15 protein-coding genes are annotated in these 26129 nt (G+C 41.4%); 9 read left to right on the forward strand and 6 right to left on the reverse strand.

Annotation, left to right across the window (positions count from 1 at the left end; translation table 11 throughout):
* Positions 1-280: 280 nt before the first annotated feature.
* Positions 281-1621 carry a Trk system potassium transporter TrkA gene (gene trkA, locus ACZM60_RS03015; RefSeq protein WP_340319958.1) on the reverse strand — a complete coding sequence of 447 codons (1341 nt, stop codon included), beginning with the start codon at positions 1619-1621 and terminating at the stop codon, positions 281-283.
* Complete coding sequence (dxs, locus tag ACZM60_RS03020; protein WP_489520788.1) at positions 1618-3525, reverse strand: 1-deoxy-D-xylulose-5-phosphate synthase; 1908 nt, start codon at positions 3523-3525, stop codon at positions 1618-1620. The genes trkA and dxs overlap by 4 nt, the downstream gene beginning before the upstream one ends.
* A 92-nt stretch (positions 3526-3617) precedes the next feature.
* On the opposite strand from dxs, the gene ACZM60_RS03025 reads away from it, so the two are divergent.
* From ACZM60_RS03025 to ACZM60_RS03035, 3 genes are all read left to right on the forward strand, one after another.
* Positions 3618-4604, forward strand: coding sequence for a GSCFA domain-containing protein (locus ACZM60_RS03025; RefSeq protein WP_489520789.1), 987 nt, complete (start codon positions 3618-3620; stop codon positions 4602-4604).
* The gene (locus tag ACZM60_RS03030; protein ID WP_489520790.1) at positions 4580-7045 is read left to right on the forward strand and encodes a bifunctional UDP-N-acetylmuramoyl-tripeptide:D-alanyl-D-alanine ligase/alanine racemase; all 2466 of its coding nucleotides are present in this window, start codon (positions 4580-4582) and stop codon (positions 7043-7045) included. The genes ACZM60_RS03025 and ACZM60_RS03030 overlap by 25 nt, the downstream gene beginning before the upstream one ends.
* 249 nt (positions 7046-7294) lie before the next feature.
* The gene (locus ACZM60_RS03035; protein ID WP_489520808.1) at positions 7295-8557 is read left to right on the forward strand and encodes an acetylxylan esterase; all 1263 of its coding nucleotides are present in this window, start codon (positions 7295-7297) and stop codon (positions 8555-8557) included.
* A gap of 341 nt (positions 8558-8898) precedes the next feature.
* Here the strand turns inward: ACZM60_RS03035 and ACZM60_RS03040 are convergent, their stop codons facing one another.
* From ACZM60_RS03040 to ACZM60_RS03050, 3 genes are all read right to left on the reverse strand, one after another.
* Positions 8899-10377, reverse strand: a complete 1479-nt coding sequence (locus ACZM60_RS03040; RefSeq protein ID WP_340319963.1) for an MFS transporter — start codon at positions 10375-10377, stop codon at positions 8899-8901.
* A gap of 207 nt (positions 10378-10584) precedes the next feature.
* The gene (kduI, locus tag ACZM60_RS03045) at positions 10585-11508 is read right to left on the reverse strand and encodes a 5-dehydro-4-deoxy-D-glucuronate isomerase (protein ID WP_489520791.1); all 924 of its coding nucleotides are present in this window, start codon (positions 11506-11508) and stop codon (positions 10585-10587) included.
* A gap of 47 nt (positions 11509-11555) precedes the next feature.
* Positions 11556-12941 (reverse strand): PTS galactitol transporter subunit IIC, encoded by a 1386-nt coding sequence (locus ACZM60_RS03050; RefSeq protein ID WP_489520792.1) that lies wholly within the window; start codon positions 12939-12941, stop codon positions 11556-11558.
* A 261-nt stretch (positions 12942-13202) separates the two neighbouring features.
* On the opposite strand from ACZM60_RS03050, the gene ACZM60_RS03055 reads away from it, so the two are divergent.
* The 6 genes from ACZM60_RS03055 to ACZM60_RS03080 all read left to right on the forward strand — a co-directional run bounded on the left by ACZM60_RS03055 (position 13203) and on the right by ACZM60_RS03080 (position 25451).
* A complete protein-coding gene (locus ACZM60_RS03055) occupies positions 13203-15305 on the forward strand; it encodes a pectinesterase family protein (protein ID WP_418586954.1) in 2103 nt (700 codons plus the stop codon).
* Between the two features lie 103 nt (positions 15306-15408).
* Positions 15409-18657, forward strand: a complete 3249-nt coding sequence (locus ACZM60_RS03060) for a SusC/RagA family TonB-linked outer membrane protein (RefSeq protein WP_489520793.1) — start codon at positions 15409-15411, stop codon at positions 18655-18657.
* Between the two features lie 20 nt (positions 18658-18677).
* A complete protein-coding gene (locus ACZM60_RS03065; RefSeq protein WP_340320216.1) occupies positions 18678-20633 on the forward strand; it encodes a RagB/SusD family nutrient uptake outer membrane protein in 1956 nt (651 codons plus the stop codon).
* Between the two features lie 29 nt (positions 20634-20662).
* Entirely contained in the window at positions 20663-22303 is a 1641-nt protein-coding gene (locus ACZM60_RS03070) for a DUF5123 domain-containing protein (protein WP_489520794.1), read from the forward strand.
* 175 nt (positions 22304-22478) lie between these two features.
* Positions 22479-23963, forward strand: a complete 1485-nt coding sequence (locus ACZM60_RS03075) for a pectate lyase family protein (RefSeq protein WP_489520809.1) — start codon at positions 22479-22481, stop codon at positions 23961-23963.
* 9 nt (positions 23964-23972) lie between these two features.
* On the forward strand, positions 23973-25451 hold the full coding sequence (locus tag ACZM60_RS03080) for a pectate lyase family protein (protein ID WP_489520795.1): 1479 nt from the start codon (positions 23973-23975) through the stop codon (positions 25449-25451).
* Between the two features lie 149 nt (positions 25452-25600).
* On the opposite strand, the gene ACZM60_RS03085 is transcribed toward ACZM60_RS03080, so the two are convergent.
* A complete protein-coding gene (locus tag ACZM60_RS03085) occupies positions 25601-26059 on the reverse strand; it encodes a cupin domain-containing protein (RefSeq protein WP_021970184.1) in 459 nt (152 codons plus the stop codon).
* Positions 26060-26129: the final 70 nt, after the last annotated feature.

The following is a 26129-nucleotide window of genomic DNA, read 5'->3' on the forward strand; positions in this document are numbered from 1 at the left end:
TAAGGACTGAAAGTTGCTGGGCCAAGTAAGAAAATATGAAGTTATTGTTGATATTTTTGTTCTATTTTTATTTTGTGCTGATAGCGAACTGTCGTACCGTAGGGTTTCCTTTGGTTGGATCTGATAAGAGTTTACTAAAATGTCTGTTTTGACAGCGTTGGAAATGTGAATTGTGTGTATATTTTAGGGAAATTCTTTTATAGATTCTTTCAGGCATATACAAATAAACAAGAACTATATTCCAATTCAGTATTAAAATCGGAATATAGTTCTTGTTTTGTCAGTTAAAGAATTTCTCCAGCTTCTTTATCATCATACCCAGACAGAATACTACAACATGGTCGTTTTCCATGATCGTTGTATTACCTGTAACCAGGATACCTTCTCCGTTTCTGATAAGTCCTCCGATTGTTGCTCCTTTGGGAAGGCCTACGTCTTTCACCTGAGAACGTGTAATACGTGAACCGGCTTTAACTGTAAATTCGGCAACATCGGCATTGGCGAAGGTCAGACACTTTACATTCGAAACGTCGGCATCCAGCATCATCTGGTATATGTGACTAGCTGCGATAAATTTCTTATTGATTACCGTACCGATATCCAGACTTTCTGCCATACTGATATAGTCAATATTTTCTACTTCGGCTACTGTCTTGGTTATTCCCAAACGTTTGGCAGCCAGACAGGCAAGGATATTGGTTTCTGAGTTTCCCGTCAGTGCTACAAAGGCTTCCGTATTTTTGATGCCTTCTTCCAGAAGAAGCTCCATATCTCTTCCGTCACCATTAATAATCATAACTTTGTCATCCACTAATTCCGTCAATCGGTTACAGCGGTTGAAGTCACTTTCGATGATTTTGGTACGCATATATTCCGGCATGTATTGTACGGTTCGTACGGCAATCCGGCTACCTCCCATAATCATGACATTACGAATATCAGCTTCATTTTCTTTACCGGCTATCTTCCGAATGTAAGGAATATATTTCTTTGTAGTGGTGAAATACACGATATCGTTTAGCAGGATGGCATCATCACCTCGTGGAATAATCGTTTCGCTTCCTCGCTTAATAGCTACGATGTGAAAAGGAATATTTCTTCCTCCCAGCTCGTGAAGGGGGACATTCAGTATTTCTGCTGTTTCTCGCATTTTCGTTCCCAGTAGTACAAGTGCTCCTCCGGCAAATTCCCACCATTGGCGAATCCAGCTCATCTTGACAGCATCTACAATTTCTTTTGCTGCCAGCATTTCAGGATAAATAAGAGAGTCCACCCCCAGCTTGGCGAAAAACTCCTTATGTTTGGGAAGCAGGTATTCATAATTATTAATACGAGCTACCGTTTTTTTTGCTCCTAAGCTGGTCGCAAGCATACAAGCTGTCATGTTCCGGCTTTCGTCAGGAGTAACTGCAATGAATAGGTCGGCTCCTGCCACTCCAGCTTCTTTTAGTCCCGAAATGGAGGTCGGGGAAATGTTTACGGCCAGCAGGTCGAAGTTGCTTCCCAGCCTGCCAAGTCTTTCCTCATCGTCGTCCATTAGGATAATATCTTGTTTCTCACCCGATAAGAGTTTGGCCAAGTGTGTCCCTACAGCACCTGCGCCGGCAATGATAATCTTCATGAGTTCAGAATATGGATTAATGTATTATATATACCTGTTTGGTCTATGCCACAAATAGCATGTAAGGCGCCAACTGGACCATGTTGGATGAAATGATCCGGAATGCCCAGACGTTTGACCATCGGAGTATAGTTGTTATCTGACATAAATTCCAGAATAGCGCTGCCCATTCCTCCTTTTAGCACTCCGTCTTCTACAGTCACTATACGCGAAAATTTTTTTCCTATTTCGTGTAATAATGCTTCGTCCAAAGGTTTCAGGAAACGGAGATCGTAGTGGGCAATGCTGCATTTTTGTGTACTTTCGGCTTCGGCAATGGCTTTGGCAGCTGTATTGCCAATCGGTCCAATTGTGATGACAGCTAAATCGGAGCCGTCTTTCAACTTTCTGCCCTTTCCAACTTCTACAGCTTCCAGTGGACATTCCCAGTCTGTAAGTACCCCTCGTCCACGCGGATATCGGATGACGAACGGTCCTTGATCGGGAAGCTGAGCTGTATACATTAGCCGGCGCAGTTCTTGTTCGTTGTAAGGCGAAGCAATTGTCAGATTGGGGATAGGACGTAAATAGGCCATATCGAATACTCCGTGATGCGTTGGCCCGTCTTCTCCTACCAATCCGGCACGATCCAGACATAAAACGACATTAAGTTTCTGTATGGCGATATCGTGGATAATATTATCGTATGCTCGTTGCATGAACGACGAGTAAATATTACAGAAGGGAAGCAGTCCTTCTTTAGCCATTCCACCTGAAAACGTGACAGCATGACCTTCGGCGATGCCAACATCAAATGCTCGGTCGGGCATAGCTTTCATCAGAATATTCATAGAACATCCTGTCGGCATAGCAGGAGTTACACCGATTATTTTGTCGTTTTTCTTAGCCAGTTCCAGTAACGTCTTGCCAAATACATCCTGAAACAAAGGAGGCATTCCGCTTGTATCTCTTACAATTCGTTCCCCTGTTTCTTTATCAAATATACCGGGAGCATGCCAAATAGTAGCTGCTTCTTCGGCTAGTTTGAAACCTTTTCCTTTTACGGTATGGATATGAAGCAGTTTAGGTCCTTTCATGTCCTTTATTTCTTTCAGAACTTTAGTCAGGCCCAATACATCGTGTCCGTCTATCGGACCGAAGTAACGGATGTTCATTCCTTCAAAAATATTCTGTTGCTGGGTAAGCATCGACTTCAGGCTGTTGTTGAAACGGATCAGGCTTTTCCGACGTTCTTCATTCAGTACTCCCCATTGATGCAGCTTTCTGGAAATTTTGTACCGTAACCGGTTGTAACCTTCCGATGTTTGCAGGTTCAGTAAATATTGTTTCATTCCTCCTACACTGCGGTCGATTGCCATGTTGTTGTCATTCAGGATAATCAGTAAGTTGTTAGGAGTAGAAGAAGCATTGTTCAATCCTTCGAAGGCCAGTCCTCCACTCATAGAACCGTCTCCAATTACTGCCACGACATGGCGGTCTTCTTCACCTTTTCGGGCTGCTGCTACAGCCATACCCAAAGCTACGGAGATAGAATTTGAGGCATGTCCACAAGTAAACGTATCGTATTCGCTTTCCGCCGGTGAGGGAAAAGGACATAATCCGTTTAGCTTTCGGTTTGTACAAAAGCGATCCCGGCGTCCGGTCAGTATCTTGTGTCCGTACGCTTGATGTCCAACGTCCCATACAATACGGTCGTAGGGCGTATTAAATATATAATGAAGAGCTACCGTAAGCTCGATAACTCCCAGACTTGAGCCAAAGTGGCCAGGGTTACGTGAAAGTTCATCTATGATTTTATCTCTGAGTTCCCGGCAGACCTCAGGTAAAGACTCGACAGGAAGTTGACGCAAATCCTTCGGGCTATCTATTTTATTCAACAATTCGTAAGAAATGGGTTGTTCCATCCGATCTTTATTCAATATTAATTTCACAAAAATACGATAAATATGTGTATTGTGTTTACATTTGCACAAAAAATAATGAACAGTGTGTGCATATGGAGTTTAGAACGAAAGTAGAATTGCCTGTTGGACAAGGAGAAATTCGTCATTCGGATTCAATTTCGTTATGGGGATCTTGTTTCGCTGAAAATATAGGGAAACTGTTGTCTGATAATAAGTTCGATTGTGATGTCAATCCTTTTGGTATCTTATATAATCCCCTGTCAATAGCAAAATCTATGTCTATATTGCTTGATGGCAAAACGTATCATGAGGAAGATTTACGTTTTGACAAAGGGATATGGTACAGTTTGATGCATCATAGTTCGTTCTCTTCGACAGACCAGTCGGAATGTCTGGAAAAAATAAACCTCCGCATCGTGAAAGGTAGAGAAATGCTTGGAAAAGCCCGATGGATTATTTTTACGTGGGGAACGGCACGTGTGTACGAATGGAAGGAAACAGGCGAGATTGTTGGCAATTGCCATAAGTTACCCGACCGACTGTTCACGCGTAGGTTACTGGGAGTGGAAGAGGTTGTATCGGTTTTTGGTTCCTTGCTTAAGAAAATACATCTGATAAATCCGGATGCGCAATTTCTGTTTACAGTTAGTCCGATACGGCATGCCAAAGATGGTATGCACGGCAATCAACTGAATAAGGCTGTATTACTGTTGGCCATCGAAAAGTTATGTCGGGAAATTCCATCGTGCCATTATTTCCCTTCGTACGAGATTATGTTAGATGAATTGCGTGATTACCGTTTTTATGCCGATGATATGCTTCATCCTACTCCACTTGCCGTAAATTATATATGGGAGTGTTTTTGTAGCAGCTTCTTTACGGCAGATACATTACGTATAATGAAAGACTGGCAAGAAATAAGAAAAGCTCTCGAACATCGTCCATTTGATGCTAAATCGGAAGCTTATTATACTTTTCTAAGTCAAATTATGTTAAAGATAGAAAGGTTAAAAGAAAAATTCCCGTACTTAGACGTACAAAATGAAATAGCATTATGTCAAACTCGATTGAAGAAATAACCTCCGTCATCGGAGCTAACAGAATAGGAAATCATGCGGCGAGCATTGACTGGATTCTTACAGACAGCCGCTCCTTATGCTTTCCTGAGGAAACTTTGTTTTTCGCTCTGAAGACAAAACGTAACGACGGACACAAATATATACCGGAACTTTATGCCAGAGGTGTAAGGAATTTTGTGGTAACTGATGTCCCGGAAGATCTTTCTCATTACTCTGATGCTAACTTCCTGCAAGTAGCCAATACGCTGAAGGCTTTGCAACGTTTGGCAGCCAAGCACCGGGAACAATATCAGGTACCTGTTGTAGGAATTACAGGCAGTAACGGAAAGACGGTTGTAAAAGAATGGATTTATCAGTTGCTAAGTCCGGAAAAAGTAATAACTCGTTCTCCACGAAGCTATAATTCGCAGATAGGTGTTCCATTGTCCGTATGGATGATGAACGAACATACCGAGCTTGGCATTTTCGAGGCTGGTATTTCTGAAATGGGAGAAATGGAGGCCTTGCAACCTATTATACAACCTACGATTGGTGTACTGACCAATATAGGAGGGGCACATCAGGAGAATTTTACTTCATTGCAGGATAAATGTATGGAGAAACTCCAACTGTTTAAGGACTGTGATGTGATTATATACAATGGCGACAATGAACTGATAAGCAATTGTGTTTCGAAATCGCTGTTGACTTCTCGTGAAATAGCATGGTCGACGAAGGATAATGAGCGTCCGTTATTTATCGAAAAGATAGAGAAAGACAATGAAGGAACTACCATTAAATATCGTTATTTGGGTTTTCTGAAAGAATATCGTATACCGTTCATCGATGATGCTTCTATTGAAAACTCCTTGAATGCTCTTGCTGTGGCATTGTATCTGATGGTGTCTCTCGAAGATATAGCCGAACGTATGGCGCATCTGGAGCCGGTTGCCATGCGTCTGGAGGTAAAAGAGGGGAAAAATGGCTGTGTCTTGATAAACGACAGTTATAATTCTGATTTTGCATCTCTTGACATTGCTCTCGACTTTATGGCACGCCGCACGGAGGACAAAGCACGTCGGCGTACACTTATCTTGTCGGATATACTGGAAAGCGGACAGCCCAGCAAGCTTCTTTACCGTCAGGTTGCCGATTTGGTACACAGCCGTAAGGTGGACCGTATTATTGGGGTGGGAGAAGAAATCTCTGCCGCTGCTCCTCGTTTTGAAATAGAAAAGCAGTTTTTCCGTACTACTGCCGAACTGATAGAATCGGGTATACTTAACTCATTGCGTAACGAAGTTGTATTGATAAAAGGTGCACGTGCCTTTCATTTTGATGATATAACCGATTTGCTGGAACTGAAGGTGCATGAAACGATTCTTGAAATTAATCTGGAAGCACTTGTCGATAACCTGAATCATTACCGTAACAAGCTGAAACCGGATACCAAAATGGTATGTATGGTGAAAGCTTCTGCCTATGGTGCCGGTTCGTTTGAAGTAGCAAAGACCCTGGAGGACCATCGGGTAGATTATCTTGCCGTAGCAGTTGCCGATGAAGGTGCCGATTTACGTAAGGCAGGAATCAATAGTTCCATCATTATCATGAATCCAGAACTGACTGCATTCAAGACAATGTTCGACTACAAGCTGGAACCGGAAGTATATAGTTTTCATTTGCTCGAAGAGCTGATAAAGGCAGCCGGACGTGAGGGTGTTTCCAATTTCCCGATACACATCAAGATTGATACCGGTATGCACCGGTTGGGCTTTGCTCCTGAAGAAGTACCTTATCTGGTAGACCGTTTGCATCGTCAGTCGGCAGTAATACCTCGTTCTGTATTCTCTCATTTGGTAGGAAGTGATGCAGAGCGATTTGACTCTTTTACGCGTCGTCAGATTGAAACATTCGAGGCTGCGGCTGCCGAACTTCAGGCTGGATTCAATCATAAGATTTTACGTCATATTTGCAATACAGCAGGTATCGAACGTTATCCGGGAGCACAATTCGATATGGTACGTTTAGGCATCGGATTGTATGGCATTGATCCTTTTACAAATAAAATTCTGCATAATGTCGGGACGCTGAAGACCACCATTTTACAAATACATAATGTGCCTGCTGATGAAACGGTGGGTTACAGTCGAAAGGGAGTACTGAACCGTGATTCAAGGATAGCTGCCATTCCTATCGGATATGCCGACGGATTGAACCGTCATTTAGGCAACGGTAATGCTTACTGTCTGGTAAACGGCCAGAAAGCACCTTATGTAGGTAATATTTGTATGGATGTTTGTATGATTGATGTAACTGACATCGATTGTAAGGAAGGCGACAAAGCCATTATATTTGGGGATGATTTGCCGGTAACTGTGCTTGCCGATAAACTTAATACAATTCCTTATGAGATATTGACCAGCGTTTCTAATCGTGTAAAGCGTGTCTATTATCAGAATTGATTCATACAGAATAGTTTAAAGATATATTCATTCATTAAGAAATCCTTGTATACACTTTTGTATATGAGGATTTTTCTTTTTGAAAATAGGTCAGTTATTGCACTTCAAAGCTTAAAAAGTAAACAGTTTTGTCGGTCCTTTAAGCTATTTTTGTTATCAGTAAAAGTTTGTTTAATTGAACAATTGCATGATAATAATATGAAAAACGTAAAATCTTTATTCCTGAAAGGGGCATTTGTCTGTTCGCTGATGTTTGCGGCATTGCCTTTACATTCCGAGAACTATCCTTATCGTAGTGATGTACTATGGGTAACTGTACCCGATCATGCCAACTGGTTGTATAAGACAGGAGAAAAGGCTGAGGTGGAAATTCAATTCTATAAGTACGGTATTCCTCAGGATGGTCTGGAAGTGAAATATGAACTGGGAGGTGATATGATGCCTGCCGATAAGACCGGTTCGGTGAAATTGAAGAATGGTCGGGCAGTAATTGATATGGGAACAATGAAAGTCCCCGGATTCCGTGACTGTCGTCTGGTGGCTGTCGTAGATGGAAAGGTTTATAAGCATCATGTGAAGGTTGGTTTTTCACCCGAGAAATTACAGCCTTATACACAGCTTCCGGCTGATTTTAACCAGTTCTGGGAGAAGAATCTGGCAGATGCAGCCCGTTGCCCGATGAAATATACTATCGAGCCGGCTCCTGAATATGCAACGGAAAAGGCTGATTGCTATTTAGTGAAATTGCAATGTTTTCGTCCGGGTTCATATATTTACGGTTATCTCACTCGGCCGAAAGCATCCGGGAAATACCCGGTCGTATTTTGTCCGCCGGGCGCTGGAGTAAAAACCATTAAGGAACCGAAGCGACATATTTATTATGCGGAGGAAGGATGTATCCGGTTTGAAATGGAGATTCACGGTCTGAATCCAGAAATGTCTGCTGAGGACTTTAAGGAAATATCTTCGGCTTTTGGGAACTACCTGACTAACGGACTCGATAATCGTGATAATTATTATATGAAGAAAGTTTATATGAGCTGTATACGTGCTATCGATTTTCTTACTTCACAGTCGGACTGGGACGGAAAGAATGTGATCGTTCAGGGAGGAAGTCAAGGTGGCGCACTTGCCCTTGTTACCGCAGGATTGGATAAACGGGTAACGGCTTGTGTTGCGAATCACCCGGCATTGGGTGACATGGCTGGATATAAAGCCGGACGTGCCGGAGGATATCCACATTTCTTTAAAAATTATCAGGGAATGGATACCCCCGAAAAGATTAATACTATGGCATATTATGATGTAGTTAACTTTGCCCGCCAGATAAATATTCCGGTATATATTACGTGGGGATACAATGATAACACGTGTCCACCCACTACCAGTTATATTGTTTATAATGTATTGAGCTGTCCGAAGGAAACGCTTATTACACCGATAAACGAACATTGGACTTCCGATGATACGGAATACGGACAATTGAAATGGATTCAGAAGCATCTTAAATGATACCGTATTGGTGGAAATGCTTTCAGACTTTATCAGGGAGTAATATCATCGATAAATGTTAGCTGAGGCTGGGATTCCCTTGTTTCTTGTCTTGGGGTGGAGAAACTGACAGGCAGAGGCAAGGGAATCTGTTGTGTTGTCTTGAAAAAAACGTGTGCGGGTTTTCCTGATGTTTTGTACAAAAAAAATTGGATTTTGTACAAAAGGGAAAAATGTTTGTACAAATTTTGCCTGAAATCTCGTCTTGTTTGAAACGAAAGAGCAATAAAAATCCCCTTTACATTCTTGACGATTTTGAATGTAAAGGGGGAGAAGAGTTATTTAAACTCGTGTAGTATGTATTATACCTTAACCAGTTTGTATTTAGGTACTAATATTTTCATGATGATCCATCCGATGAGATAAGCTACTGCACAGATACTGAAAATAATGAAATAGCCGGCAGCTTTACCTTCGAATCCCATGAACGTCATGTTTGTTTCGGCAGCATAGTCGAACAGACGTCCTGATCCCATGTTGATAAAGAAAGAACCGATACCTCCTGCCATACCACCAATTCCGATGATAGTTGCAATAGTACTCTTAGGGAACATATCACCAACTACCGAATAGATGTTGGCCGACCACGACTGATGTGCAGCTCCTGCAATACCGATAATGATAATCGGATACCAATATGAGTAATTGCCTAATGGTTGGGCGAATAGTGCCAGAAGTGGGAACAGGGCAAAAATAAACATGGCCTGCATGCGTGCTACATAAGGATTCTTGCCGGTCTTGTTGATGATAATAGTCGGTAGTTTTCCTCCATAGATTGAGAGCATCGTAATAGCATATAAGACGAATATCAGCATTTGGGCAGTTGGTGTATCGGAAGAGAAACCATATACATCCGAAATATATGCCGGTGTCCAGAATAAGTAGAACCACCATACTCCGTCGGTCATGAACTTACCAAAGAATACAGCCCATGTCTGGGGAAATTTAAAGCATTGCAGAAATGATATCTTTTGGTTATCAAAATCACTGTTTGCTGTTTGTGAGTTTGTATTGTCGGTATCAGTAGTGTGGTTGTCCTGCTCAATATATGCCAGTTCGGCAGCATTAACATGCGGATTAGCGTGCGGTTTTTTATAAAGGAACATCCACAATCCCATCCAGATAAAGCCCAGTCCACCGATGACAACGAATGCCATTTCCCATCCGTTTCCAACGCCTATGCTTTGGAAGTAGCGTGCCAAAGGAGGTATGCTGACAGGCGCAATCAAAGCTCCTATGGTAGATCCGGCATTGAAGATGGAAGTTGAAAACGCACGGTCTTTTTTAGGGAAATATTCGGCCGTGACTTTGATGGCAGCGGGGAAGTTTCCTGCTTCGCCTGCTCCTAAAACGATACGGGCTGCGATGAAGTAATAAACGCTGGTGATGGCAATGGTTGAGGCTACGGCTCCTGTAGCAGAAAGCATGTCACTTGCGTTGTGAGCACCGATAGTCATTTCGGTAGCCCATCCGCATAATGCATGAAGGCAGGCTCCTGCCGACCAGATAAAGATAGACCAAAGGTATCCTTTTTTAGTGCCCATCCAGTCGATAAAGCGTCCGGCAAAAAGGTTGGCAATAGCATATACAATTGAAAATATAGCTGTGATATCTCCGTAGTTGGAGTCAGTCCAGTGGAACTCTGGAGCGATAAAGTCCTTCCACGTCAGCGAAAGAACTTGTCGGTCAAGGTAGTTTACGGTAGTTGCAAAAAATAACATTCCACAGATTACCCATCTGAAGTTTGTCATTTTCTCTTCTACTTTTTGAAATGTATTCATGGTATGATATTTAAAATGTAGTTTTTCGTTAGAAGAGGAATCTTACAGCTTGTACTCTTTTTCTTTTTACGATTCCTCCTGTTTTTACTTCTTTATATTTATACTAATAAATAAATTGTCACCCCGAATGTTACAACTTTCCATGAAAAAGGAAGATTGCAATATTCGGTGCGGCAATCAGGTGCTTTTAGTGAGATATCCTGATTTTTATTTCATTTCAGTGTACGATATTTTATCCATGTCTCCGTAGTCAAGATTTTCTCCAGCCATTCCCCAGATAAACATGTAGTTGCTTGTTCCGGCTGCTGCATGGATAGACCATTCGGGCGACATGATTGCCTGTTCATTGGCCAGCCATACCAGTCTTTCTTCCTGTGGTTCTCCCATCAGGTGGCAGATCATGTTTCCGGGAGTCAGGTTAAAGTAGAAGTATGTTTCAATACGTCTGGAGTGTGTGTGAGCAGGCATTGTGTTCCATACGCTTCCGGGTTTCAGTTCAGTCAGTCCCATCTGTAACTGGCAAGGACCTTCTTCGAGCACGTTGCTTACAATCAGCTGGTTGATTACACGGTCATTGCTTTCCTCCATTTTGCCTGCTGCAAATGAATTTGCCTTAAGGGAACCCTTGCGTCCATCCAGCGTGACGAGCTGTGTTTTGTAAGACTTGTGGGCGATTGCCGAGTTCAGGTAGAATTTGGCAGGCTTCGAAGCATCCTTGCTTCGGAATGTAACTTTCTGGTTTCCTCTTCCTACATAAAGGGCTTCCTTGAAGTTGAGGGCATATTCCTTGCCGTCAACCGTTACGATTCCTTCTCCTCCGATATTGATAATGCCCAACTCACGGTTAAAAAGGAAATAAGGGGCTTTCAGTTGATCGATGGTGTCAAGTGTCAGTTCCTTATTTACAGGAACGGCTCCTCCAAAGATGAAACGGTCGTACATGGAGTAAGTCAGGTTTATCTCATCGGCTACCATTACTTTTTCCATCATAAAACTGCTGCGCAGTCTTTGTGTATCGTATGTCTTTACGTCCTGCGGGTTGCATGCTACCTGCATGTGTACGCTGGATATCTGGGCGTTTGCGCTAACGAAAGCCACGCCAAGCATCATTGCAATAGCTAACTTTTTCATATGTTCTTAATTTTATATTATTGTATTATTGATTTGTTCGAAAATAATTATTTCTGTCGGCTTTCCTTGATTATCCGTCTTCTGTTGAAAATGGCAAGTGCCAGTGTGCAGACAACGAGTATGGCGGATCCTGCAATCTTCAGGTTGTATACCAGATGGAAAATAATCCATGAGAACAGACTTGAAGCGAAGTCGAGTGCGCCTCCTTGAAATCCTTCAGGTATCTTTACAGCCGAGTCACCGGTCTTGGCAAATACGTCCTGTGCAGCCTGTGTGAAGAACGGAGCAAGATCGGTTACAAAGTATAGTCCGACGATGAGTGCTACCAGTCCGATGATGAAAGTCTTCAGGACATTACCTTTTGTTATGGGCAAAACTGCGGGAAACAGGTAGAACATTCCAGCCAGTGAAGCCAAAGGCAGGAACTGGTTACCCGGAAGGACAACGGAAAGGAAGAGTGTTACCGGAATAAGCAACAGTGAAACAACCAGTGTTGTAGGATGTCCGATGACGAGTGCCGGGCTCATACCGATATTCAGTCCGGCAGCATTTTTGAACTTTCTTGCAATAAGTTCACGGGTAGCATCTGAAATGGGCTGCAATCCCTCGATAAAGAGTGAAGTGATACGCGGGATAAGCTCCATAACTGCTCCCATCTTGATGCCCAGTCCCAGAATGGACGGGATGTTGTCTACCAGCTCCTTACTGTTTTCGCAGGCAAGCGCACCGATGGCACATCCTACAATTACTCCAAGGAAAAGCGGCTCTCCCATGATTCCGAATTTTTTCTTCATGCCTTCCGCGTCGATATTCAGCTTTTCAAATCCCGGAATTTTGTCGAGTGCCTTGTTTATCACGACGGCAAAAAGTACGAATCCCTGGCAGAACGGTTGTGGAATAGATATTCCATCCATCTTTTCATAGTATGTCTGAAACTGCTTGCTTGTCAGGTCTGCCATGATCAGTGTGATAATGTAGCAGATGATTGCGGCAAAAAATCCCCACCAGATACTGTCCGAAGCGAAATAGACTACTGCTCCGATGAATGCAAAATGCCAGTAATTCCACAAGTCGATGTTGACGGTCTTTGTCGTTTTGGTCAGCAGCATGACTATGTTGACTGCCAGACATACCGGAATGATGAATGCTCCTACTGAAGTATTGTACGCAACAGAGGCAGCAGCCGGCCATCCCATATCGAAGATACCAAGACTCAGTCCATAGATTTCGGTTACTTTTTTCAAGGGATCTCCCAAGCTGCTTGTAAGCAATGCTGTTACTACTGACAAGCCAACGAATCCAACTCCTACGAGTAAGCCGCTCTTCAGGGCCTTGCCAAATTTAATACCGATGCATACTCCTAAAATAGTAAAAATAATAGGCATCATCACCGCTGCTCCCAGACCGATGATATAGCTAAAAACTTGTTCCATAATTTGCTTTTGTCTTTCAGTAAATCGTGATATTAGGGTTAATTATTCATTTAAATTGCACCAAAAATAAACCCTTTTCTTTTAATTTGCAATTGAATTTTGATTTAATTCGAAACTTTAGTCAAATAAACAAGTCTTTTTCGTTATCGTGCACGATTATTCTATATCCGTGAATAATAAATCCACCTTTAAGCACAGAATTTCTACATTCGGGTAACTGTTTTTCCTTATATTTGTATTTATTAAAAGTTTAGTCGAGACATGAAAAACAAAAAAATTTTAGTAGGATGCCTGGGACTTATGCTTGGCATTGCCGGTATGGCTCAAACAGAAAAAAGTTTTCCAAAAGAGCAGAAACCTTGGTCGGTCCGGATGGCTGAATCGGAGATGGTCCGTAATCCGGAATCCTGGCAGGTAGATTTTCAACCTTCGCTTAAATGGGATTATTGTCATGGGTTGGAACTGGGAGCTATGATGGATGTATATGACCGTTATGGGGATTCGAAATTTTATGAATATGCTTTGGCGTATGCCGATACAATGGTCAACGAAGATGGAACGATAAAGAAATATAAGCTTACTGATTATAGTTTGGATCGTATCAATTCGGGTAAAATGCTGTTTCGTATTTATGAGCAGACGAAAGAAGGTAAATACAAGAAAGCATTAGATTTATTAAGAAGTCAGTTTGAAGGGCAGCCTCGCAATGCTGATGGAGGATTTTGGCATAAAAAGGTTTATCCCAATCAGATGTGGCTGGACGGGCTTTATATGGGAACTCCTTTCTTGGCCGAATACGCTTATCGTAACAATGAACCAGAAGCTTATCAGGAGGTGATAAATCAGATAAAAATAGTAGCACAGCATACATATGATCCGGCCAATGGCTTGTTCCGTCATGCTTGTGATGTGAGTAAGCGTGAGAAATGGGCAGATAAAGAAACAGGACAGTCACAGCATTGTTGGGGACGTGCCTTAGGCTGGTATATGATGGCTATAGTTGATAATTTGGACTTCATACCTCGACATGAACCTGGACGAGATACTGTTATTGTTATACTAAACCATATTGCCAAAACTTTAAAGAAATATCAAAGTCCGGAGGGGTTATGGTATCAGGTAATGGATAAAAGCGGGGAACCTGGGAATTATTTGGAATCTTCATGTTCTACAATGTTCGTCTATTCATTATTTAAGGCTGTTCGTAAAGGGTATATTCCCTCTTCCTATTTTACAGTAGCCCGCAAGGGATACGAAGGCATTCTGAATGAATTTATTAGAGTTGATGATAACGGGTTAGTCTCCATTACAAAAGCGTGTGCTGTTGCAGGGTTAGGTGGAAAGAATTATAGAATGGGAGATTATGATTATTATATACACGAACAGATTCGGGATAACGATCCTAAGGCTGTTGGTCCGTTTATATTGGCAAGTTTGGAGTGGGAGAGGTTACCCAAAGAAAAGCGTCGTTTTGCGGAGCCGAGGGAACTGGTTGTTGCTCAGGATGGAACAGGAGATTATGTCACTATTGCTGATGCATTGGAAGGTATTCGTGCTTTTATGGATTTTGATGTAAAGGTTTATATAAAGAAAGGTTTATATAAAGAAAAGCTAATTGTACCATCATGGTTACAGAATGTGGAAATTATAGGTGAAGATCCACAAAATACTATTATAACTTATGCCGACCATGCCAATATGAATCATATGGGTACTTTTCGTACTTATACGCTGAAAGTAGAGGGTAATCATATTACATTCCGTAATATAACGATTGAAAATAATGCTCCCCGGCTGGGGCAAGCCGTAGCTTTACATACAGAGGGTGATTGCTTGCGCTTTATTAATTGTCGTTTTTTAGGCAATCAGGATACTGTTTATACGGGGATTGGAGGTACTCGTCTATATTTTGAAAATTGTTATATTGAAGGTACGACAGATTTTATATTTGGTCCTGCAACTGCTTGGTTTGAAGGTTGTACGATATACAGTAAGGCTAATTCATATATAACGGCTGCTTCTACGCCTAAAGATATAAAATATGGTTATGTATTTAATAGATGTAAGTTGACAGCTGCTGAGGGTATTGATAAAGTTTATTTAGGAAGACCTTGGAGGCCGTATGCTTATACCGTCTTTATGAATTGCGAATTAGGAAAACATATTGTTGGAGCGGGTTGGGATAACTGGAGAAATGCCGAGAATGAAAAGACGGCACGTTATGCTGAGTATGAAAATAGTGGAGAAGGGGCTTGTATCGATACTCGTGTGAAATGGGCGAAACAACTCTCTCGTAAGGAGGCAGAAAGAATAACTATATCAGATTGTTATAATTTGTCGAGTTCATGGACTTTTAGTGAATAAAACAATTTTTACGTTTTTAAAATCAAAAATTATACATAAAAAATGTGTGTTAGAGGGATATTTGTGAACTAATTTTAATATCATCTTTAAAACACATTTTTTTATGTATTATCAACAGAGAATAAGGAACGTTGTTTCTTTGCTTATTATGAGCATGCTTTGTCTTGCTTCTTTCGCACAGGGACTGCAAGTACAAGGTATTGTAAAGGACAAAAACGATGAACCAATGATTGGTGTCAACGTGGTGGTGAAGGGTACGACTAATGGTACCATAACAGGAATCGATGGTGACTTTTCACTGAATGGGGTGAAAAAATCAGATGTTATTTCTTTTACTTATATTGGCTTTAGGAATAAAGATGTAAAATATGAAGGACAAAAGCAACTGAATGTTGTGATGGAAGAAGACACTGAAACGCTGGATGAAGTTGTTGTTATTGGTTATGGTACGGTTAATAAACGTGACTTGACGGGTTCGGTTGCTTCTGTAAGTGCTGAGGATATTGCTGCTGTACCTGTTTCCAGTGCAACAGAAGCTTTGACTGGTAAATTGGCCGGTGTAAATATTACCACAACTGAAGGTTCTCCTGATGCTGATGTAAAGATTCGCGTTCGTGGTGGTGGTTCTTTGTCACAGGATAATTCTCCGTTGTATATTGTCGATGGGTTCCCTGTTTCAAGTATCAGCGATATTGCTCCATCTGAAATTCAGAGCATCGATGTTTTGAAGGATGCTTCTTCTACTGCTATTTATGGTGCGCGTGGTGCTAATGGTGTTATCATCGTAACTACCAAGAGTGGTACAGAGGGTAAAACGCAGGTCGATTTTGGTGCCTCTTTCGGTATTAAAAAAGTAACAAGATTAACTAAAGTACTCGATCCTTATAATTATGTTGCTTATCAGCAAGAATTAGGTTCAACTGATTATGGGAACTATTCTGATATGGATATTTGGAAGTCTGTAGAGGGATATGATTATCAGGATGATATTTTTGGACGTACAGGAAATCAGGCTCAATATAATGTTAATGTAAGTGGAGGTAGCAAGCAGATAAAGTATAATGTAAGTTATGCTCACAATGACGAAAAGAGCATTATGTTGGGATCTGGCTTTAATAAAAACAACATTAATGCAAAAATTAATGCTGAATTGAGTAAATGGATGACATTGGATTTCAATGCTCGTATGAGTTACACTACCATAGATGGTTTGAGTGGTGGTGCTGATACTAATGAGTCGAGTGCTGCAAACTCTATTGTTGCAAATGCTGCACGCTTTCGTCCTGTTGATCCTCTGACTTCGAATAGTGATGATGAAGAAAATAATACTTCTTCACAAAAGAATCCGTTGGAACGTTTGCTCGCAACTTATAAAAAGAGAAATACATTCAATCAGAATTATAACGTAGGCTTGAACTGGAAGCCATTTAAGAACTGGACCTTCCGTTCTGAGTTTGGTTACGGTTGGAAATATGATAATACAGACCAGGTCTGGTCAAGTGATGCTGTTCAGAATTCTAAATTGGGATATAACGGACAACCGCAGTCTGTTTTGACACGTGATATCACAAAAAACTGGCGTAATGCGAATACGTTGACTTACGATAATAAGAAGTTGTTCGATGGGCGTGACAAATTGAATGTTTTGTTAGGACATGAAGTAAGTAGCAGTCAGGAAACATCTCTCGAAAACACTTCTGTTGCATTTCCTACTACCATGACCATTGATGAAGTCTTGGCCAATATGGGAGCGGGTACTGCTTTGCCTACTCAGACGACTATTTCTGCAAAAGATAATATGCTGTCTTTCTTTGGACGAGTAAATTATACCTTAATGGATAAGTATCTGTTAACAGTAACAGTTCGTGCCGATGGTTCCAGTAAGTTCGCAAAAGGTAACCAGTGGGGTGTATTCCCTTCGGCAGCTTTGGCATGGCGTTTGTCGGATGAAGCATTTATGAAAGAAGCTCAGGATTGGTTATCTAATCTGAAGGTTCGTCTGAGCTATGGTACTGCTGGTAATAACCGTATCAGCTCTGGTTTGATGTATACTACTTATACTATGTCGGGTAATACAGGTAAAGCTCCTTTCTTTGATGAAACTCGTGGCGCTATGCTGGAACATGGTTCGAATTTGTATAATCCAGACTTGAAGTGGGAAACAACTATTACCCGTAACATTGGTTTCGATTATGGTTTCTTTAATAATCGTTTGTCTGGATCTTTGGATTTCTATTGGAATACAACAAAAGATCTGTTGATGAAAACAGAAATCCCGTCGAATACAGGTTATAGCTACCAGTATCAGAACTTTGGTAAGACTTCTAATAAAGGTGTTGAATTGACATTGAATGCTGTGTTGGCTGACAAGGCAAAGTGGGGATTGAACTTCAACTTTAATATTTCTTATAACCGTAACCGCATTGATGAACTGGGTACAGAGAATCCTTGGCAGAGTAGTAACTGGTCGGGTAGTACAATTGCAAAATATGAAGATTACCGTGTAGAAGAAGGGGGACGCTTAGGTGAAATCTGGGGATATAAGACAAATGGTTTCTATACAGCATACGATCCGGTGACAAATCCGAATGGTGAATTGGTTTTGAATGGCACTTCATGGGCTTTGCGCGACGGCATTAAGGATAACAGCTATTCATTGACGGGTGGTAAGCCCTATCCTGGACAGTTGAAATATGAGTGTGATGAAAACGGTGATCCTATTAAACAGAAGTTGGGAAATACAGTTGCTCCGCTGACGGGTGGATTTGGTTTCGATGGATTCATTGGAAACTTCGATTTCAATATCTTCTTTAACTATTCTGTAGGTAATCAGATTGTAAATGGAACAAAGCTGGCTAACTCATTCTGTGCAGGTTCTGTAAAGGGATATAACCTGGTTAATGATTTTGCTTTGGATAATCGTTATACTTGGATTGATCCTGAAAATGGTTTGAATTTAGGTAAGCCTGATGGTTCTACAGTCGATTACTATGGTGGTGCCGAAGGATTGATTGCACGATTGAACGCTCTCAATACAGGAGCAAATATCTATAATCCTGCTGCTGTAACGGCAATGTATCTGAACGATTATGCAGTAGAAGATGCTTCATTCCTGAGAGTAAATAATATTACTATCGGATATACATTCCCGAAAGCTTGGGTGAAAAAAGCTTTTATGCAGAACGTACGTATTTACCTTACAGGTTATAACCTTTACTGCCTGACAAACTATTCTGGTCCGGACCCGGAAGTCGATACAAGCAGCAAGAAGAATGCAATGACTCCGGGTATTGATTATGCTGCTTATCCAAAGAACCGTTCGTTTGTTGCAGGTATTAATGTTACATTCTAATTTCTAATATGATATCATTTATGAAAAATATAATTAAGTTATTAGCTTTAGCGGCAGGAGTTGCGGGCATGAGTGCTTGTTCTGATTTCTTGGAACAGACGGCTCCTTCTGAACTAAATGACAATACTGTATACAACTCAACTTATTATACAGGATTGCGTGTGAATAAAATTTATGGCGGACTGGCACAGGATCAGACTTATTCACAATACATTCCTATTATATGGGGATTGAACTCCGATTGTGAACTGGTAGATGGTTTAGGTGCTGATGCAGACAATACTACCAGTGAGCGTGGTAATATGAACTATAATGCCAGCCCGTCTTGGGGTAACTTGGCAAAACTTTGGGATGCTATGTATGGTATTATAGAGGATGCCAATTTGACCTTGGAAGGTATTAATTCCAGTTCATTGCTAACCTCTGGAGGAACAGAACAAAAAACAATGGAACGTTATAAGGGAGAAGCCCTGACGCTGCGTGCCATGATTTATTTTGATCTGGTACGTTTCTTCGGTGATATTCCATTGAAGCTGGAATCTTCGCAGGCAGATTTGAGTAATGCTTATTTACATAAAACAGACCGTGACGTTATCTTGGATACGTTAATGGTCGATTTGCAGGCTGCAACTAAATTATTGCCGTGGGCCGATGAGGTGTCTGGTTATACTACAGAACACGTGACGAAAGGATATGCACATGCTTTATTGGCTAATATTGCCATGACTCGTGCTGGTTGGGTGATTCGTGAACAGGCTAAAGACGGATATGAAACAGCTGACTATAGTGATCCTACTTATCCGACTCAGCGTCCGGATGCTGCTACACGTACCAAACTTTATGAATTGGCTTTATCTAATTTGAGTGCTATTATAACTAATGGAACACATAAATTGAATCCGTCGGTAGAAAATCAATGGTATTTGATAAACCAGCGTGAACTGGATAAGAATTACCATGAGAATATCTTTGAGATGCCGATGGGACTTGGAGTTAGTAGTGAATTAGGATATACCGTTGGTGTACGTGTCAATGGTGCTACAACTGAATATGGTGTAAAAGGTAATTCGTCTGGTAAGATGAAGTTGACTGCACCTTTCTTCTATTCGTTCGACAAGAAAGATTTGCGTCGTGACATTACTTGTGCACAAGTACAATTAAGCGCAGAAAACGGTGTTACAAAAGAATCTATGTTGGGTAATGCTCCGTTTGGAATCTATGTCGGCAAGTGGGATATACGTAAGATGAATGAAGAATGGCGTCAGGCTGCTATTGCTACAGGAAATGCAAAATGGATGTCAGGTATTAATGTTGTAAAGGCACGTTATCCTCAAGTCCTGCTGTGGTATGCTGAGGTCATGAATGAATTAGCTGGTCCTGATGGCGATTATACTGGATCTGCAGGTCTGACTGCCCGTCAGGCATTGGCTTTGGTACATACTCGCGCCTTTGCCGATGCGGATAAGGCTGATGCAGAAAAATACATCGACGCTATACCGGCTACAAAGGAAGCTATGTTTAACGCTATTGTTGACGAGAATGCCTGGGAGTTGGCTGGAGAAGGATTCCGTAAGTTTGATTTAATCCGTTGGAATCTGTTGGCCGAAAAGATTCAGGAATTCAAAGATACTTATTACGATGAGTTGATGAATGAATCAAATCCTAATTATTATCCTGAGAAAGTTTACTTCAACTATACCGATGATACTAAAACTAAGATTGATTTGTCGAGTGTTACTTGGTACGGTCTGCCGGAAGGAAAAGAATCATCCGACTACGATGACAATAAGTCATTCTATGGTGCAGAAAGAGATGATTCTAAGCAAACTCAATTGCAGACTAACTGGCCTTCTATTTCAAGCGGTCTGGTTGGAAACAATGTACAGGTGAAAAACCGTTATTTATTGCCTATTGGTTCTACTACTATTTCGGCTGCTAATGGTTATATCCATAACTCTTATGGATATTCAGATTAATATTCAAAAAAAATAAATAGACATAAGATATGAAGATGTTTAAATATATCGTAGGTTCTGGAGCATTTATGCTCCTGACCTCTGTCATCGGAACAGCGTGTACCGATGGAAATGATTGGAATGTAGATAGCACACACGACCGCCTGTTCAGCGTGACTGCTTCAAAGATATCTGTTTCTGCACAACCGACCTCGGCCGAAATTTCATGGGGAACAGTTCCTGATGCAGAGTATTATGTGATAGAATATAGTACAGATTCCTTGTACGATGCGATAGAGATGGGAGGAACAGAACATTCTGTCGTATTAGGTGAAGATAAATCGATTGTTGAAACTCCCTATACGATTACTGGTTTACAAGGAGAGACCAAGTATTTCTTGCGTATGAAATCCATGTCTTCTGTAAAGGCTGATTCTAAATGGACATATCTGGAGAAATATTCTTTTAAGACCTCAGCTGAGCAGATATTAAATGAGGTGGCTGCCATAACAGGTGAAAGTGCAGTCATCTCTTGGACTGAAGGTGCTGAAGTTTCGGAATTGAGACTGGCTGAAGCAAGAGATGATGTAGAAGCGGTTGATACGACCTACATTAAGCTGGATGCTGCGGCTGTAGCTGCTTCATCGTATACGCTTACAGGACTGACTCCAAAAACGAAATATTCTGTATCTATTTATAACGGTGATGTAAAGCGTGGCACAAGAACCTTTACGACAACCGAATCTTATCCGGTAGGTTACGACATTGTAAATATAACTGATGCTGAAATGCTGAACGATGTCTTTACAAATCCTGTTAATTATATTCAGGGTAATGGCGGCAATGTCGTATTGGTATTTGCAAATGGTTCTACAACCGATTATATGGGCGAAAGTCTGGAACTGACGATACCGGCCGATTTCAAATCGGTTATCTTCTGGGGTGAATCAGGTGATACGAAGCCTATCTTTATGCCTAAAGGACTTTCTATGGCAGGTAGCCATGATTTGATTCGTTTCTATAATCTCGATTTGCAGAATACAAGCAGTGCAAATGATTATATTGTGAACTTTAATGTAGAAGGTAACGTTGGTGAAATATTGATTGATAACTGTAACATTAGTAAGACCCGTGGTGTCGTTCGTGTTCAGAGCGACGGTGCTAAAGGTTCTATTGGCTCAATTAATATTGATAACTGCGTATTGACAGACATTGGTTCGTATGGTGTATTGCAGACTAAAGTTTCTGGCTTTACACTCAATTCAGTCCATCTGTCTAATTCTACAGTGAATACACTTAGTGCTGGTGGAGTATTAGTTACTCAACAGGATAATGTAAATATATCTATTGAGGCTTGTACTTTCTATAATTGTGTAGCAGGAAGTAAATCATTCATTGATATAAACAAGATGTCGAATGTGACAGTCGATGTCAAGAATACAATTATCGGTCAGTTCTACGGTTATACAGGTGAATCAACTATTAAGGCTACAAGCGTAAAAGGCATTGCAACGACGACAAATGTCTTTACTACTACCGACTGTCCGTATAACAGTGGTTATGAATGGGGCGAAATTCTGAATGTGTCTTCAACAGAACTGTTCGTAAATCCTGCTGAAGGTGATTTCCATATACAGTCTGCCAGCCAAAGCAGTGTTGCGGGTGCAGGCGACCCACGTTGGAATGAATAAAATCTTATTCTAACATGTAACTGGTAAACTACAAGTCCATATATAGGTTTATGCCTGTTTATGGACTTGTTTTATTTTGATTAAATTTGAACCTGAAATCTGCTATAGAAAAATGAATAGTATCGGATTCATAAAAGAAATGTGGATGATAGTAATTGTCCTAAGTTCGATAGGCATGTTTGCCTGCTCAGAGCGAACAGATACCCGAGAAATAGACAAGGTACCTGAAGCAGGTTTACCTGTTTTTCCTGCTCCCGACCGGACAACCATTCCGGCTTTTCCCGAAGCTGAAGGTGCCGGAAAATATACTACGGGAGGAGCCGAAGGTACTGTCTATGTCGTTACATCCTTAAAAGATGATGGCTCTGAAGGTACTTTACGCTGGGCTGTTGAAAAATCAGGAAAGCGTACTGTCGTTTTCGCCGTAGGAGGAGTCATTGCTCTGACCAAACAGTTGGTTATAAAAAACGATGATCTGACGATTGCCGGGCAAACAGCTCCCGGGGCGGGAATCTGTTTGAAAAACTATACCTTACGCATCAATGCCAATAATGTAATTGTTCGTTTTATCCGCTGCCGTATGGGGGATGAATGCAAGACAGAAGATGATGCGATGAATGGCTATCAGTCATCATATCCCGGAAAGAAAAATATCATTGTCGATCATTGTTCCATGAGTTGGAGCACAGACGAATGTGCTTCTTTTTATGGAAATACTAATTTTACGATGCAATGGTGTATTATCAGTGAAAGTCTGACAAATTCTGTTCATGTAAAGGGTGGCCATGGATATGGAGGTTTGTGGGGTGGAAGTCCTGCTACATTCCATCATAATCTGTTGGCTCATCATAGCAACCGTACTCCGCGTTTGTGTGGCAGCCGGTATTCTGACAGGGCAGATATGGAGAAAGTCGACTTGTGCAATAATGTAATCTATAATTGGTCGAGTGAGGGGGCTTATGGGGCACAGGGAGGTTCTTATAATATCATGAATAACTATTATAAGCCGGGACCGGTAGCAGCTCCCCAAAAGGTACATTGCCGTTTTTTTACAGCCTATATCGATGATGGAAGCAATGATCAGGCTGCCGGCGTACATGGCAACTTCTATCTGTCCGGCAATTATATGGATACTCGAAACGATTTGTCAAAAAGCCAGTTGGCCGAGGTTGAAACAGCAAATTCAGATAATACTTCAGCTACTGCTTTTGTGGTGAAAAATAATGAAGTCCCCGCTCAGGAAATGTTGGTATCGCAACGTTTTGATATTCTTTCGGATTATTCGTTTGTACAGCCGGCTCAGGAGGCGTATGATGCAGTCCTGAAGTATGCAGGGGCATCCGATAAGCGGGATCAGATAGACACGCGTATTGTAAATGAAACGCGTGCGGGAACATATTCCCGGGAAGGTTCCAATGGTAGCAGTTATGGTTTTATTGATACACAAAAGGATGCTGAAGGCTGGGACGAATACGTTGAGGTACATACTTCCGATTCCGATTCGGATGAAGACGGCATGCCTGATTCATGGGAAAAACAAAAAGGATTGAATCCGGCTGATAAATCAGACGCTGCAAAATATAATTTAAGTAAGGAATATACCAATCTGGAGATTTATATAAACAGTTTGGCTGAAAGTTTATATCCGGTTTATAAATAAAGGTATTGTATGAAAAAGATAGTAATGGGCGGACTTTGCAGTCTGCTGTTGGCAGGTGCAGTGTCGTTGCAGGCACAAGAGTTGAAATCATATCCGGTACCCGACCGTTCGAAGATTCCAGCTTTCCCGGGAGCGGACGGTGCTGGGAAGTATACTACTGGTGGGGCAGGAGGACAAGTGCAGGTCGTAACTTCACTGAAAGACGATGGCTCGGAAGGGACCTTGCGCTGGGCACTTCGGAAAAAAGGACCTCGCACGATTGTGTTTGCCGTGAGTGGAATTATCGAATTGCAGTCGTCGCTGAAAGTCAGTAACGGTGATGTAACCATCGCTGGGCAGACAGCTCCGGGTGATGGCATTTGTCTGAAAAATTATACTTTAGGCATTCAGGCAGATAATGTTATTATCCGTTTTATCCGTTCACGTATGGGAGCGGACATCAAACAAAAAGGAGATGATGCGATGAATGGATTCAAAAACCATCGTAACATCATAATCGATCATTGTTCCATGAGCTGGAGTACGGACGAGTGCGCTACTTTCTATGATAACAGTTGTTTTACACTTCAATGGTGTATTGTCAGTGAGAGTCTGGCCAATTCCATTCACGAAAAAGGTGCTCATGGGTATGGAGGCATATGGGGAGGTCAGGGTGCTTCATTCCATCATAATCTGTTGGCTCATCACACGAACCGTACTCCCCGCTTGTGCGGAAGTCGCTATACGGGAAAACCGGAAGAAGAAAAAGTGGAACTATTCAATAATGTAATTTACAATTATGGAAGCGACGGAGCCTATGCCGGTGAAGGAGGAAGTTATAATTTTCTGAATAATTATTATAAACCGGGACCTTATACGGCTACAAAATCTTCTTATAAACGTTTGTTTACGGCTTATCCCGATGATGGTAAAAACAATAATGTGAAGGGAACTCATGGGGTTTTCTGTTTCTCCGGCAATTATATCGATCCGACTTGTGCCAGTCTGAGTGATAAACAGCGTCAGGCAATAATGAAAGTCAACCAAGATAATTCTGTCGGGTTACTTATAAAGAATCAATTTGCTCCACAAAGCGAATTGCTTGTCCGTGAGCCTTTCAATATAGCAGAACATACTACTCTGCAGCCTGCCTGGGATGCATATGAATCTGTCTTGCAGTTTGCAGGTGCATCTTATCGGAGAGATACTTACGATAAACGGATTGTAGAAGAAACCAGACAAGGCAATTATACCTATCAGGGAAGCCATGGCAGTACAAATGGCATGATAGATCAGCCTGCCGATGTAGGGGGATGGCCGGAATATCACACGGGAAAGGCGCCTGTTGATACTGATGCCGATGGTATGCCGGACGAATGGGAAAAAACTCACGGACTAAATCCAAGTGATGCGGCCGACGGACGTAGTTATAACTTGAGCCCTGACTATACGAATCTGGAAGTTTATCTGAACGAATTGGTACAACATTTATATCCTGCCACCCGATAATTTCTCATTTCCCTCTTTCTTTTATCTGTTTGAAGTCGGGTACTTAATGGGGATATTATATCAGAATTGTAGAGTAATAAAAAACACCAACTGGTTTATTGTAAGCCGGTTGGCGTTTTTTTATGCTATTGTAAAACGTTTATTCACGTTTATTTATGCAGGAATGTTTCACGCATCGGAGAGAAGCAGTCTATTAACAAACCAGCTTCCAGACATTTGCATCCATGCTTCACGTCAGGTTCCATGTAAAGTGCGTCACCTGCAGATACGACTTTTGTCTTTCCTCCGATAGTAAATTCAAATTTTCCGCTTACTACATAAGTCACTTGAGTATGATAATGAGTATGGGCGGCACCTGAAGCTCCTTTCTCGAATTTGACTTTTACCATCATTACTTGTCCGTTGTATCCCATAACCTGTCTGGTGACACCTTTATCGCTGGTTTGTTCCCATTCAGTCTGGCTTTCGAACATAAAAGGTTCACTGCAAGTCTTGTTGCAAGACACTTCTGTGTCTTTTTCTGTACTGTTGTTTGTGTTGGCTGCATTACAGGTTAAGCCCAGTAATGAAAAGGCAAATATGCCTGAAAATAAAAATTTTTTCATCATAATGTGTTTTATTTAGACTGTTACAAATATACAGATATTTGTAACAAATGAAAATTCTTGGCAGATATAA

Source organism: Phocaeicola sp. (assembly GCF_057861905.1).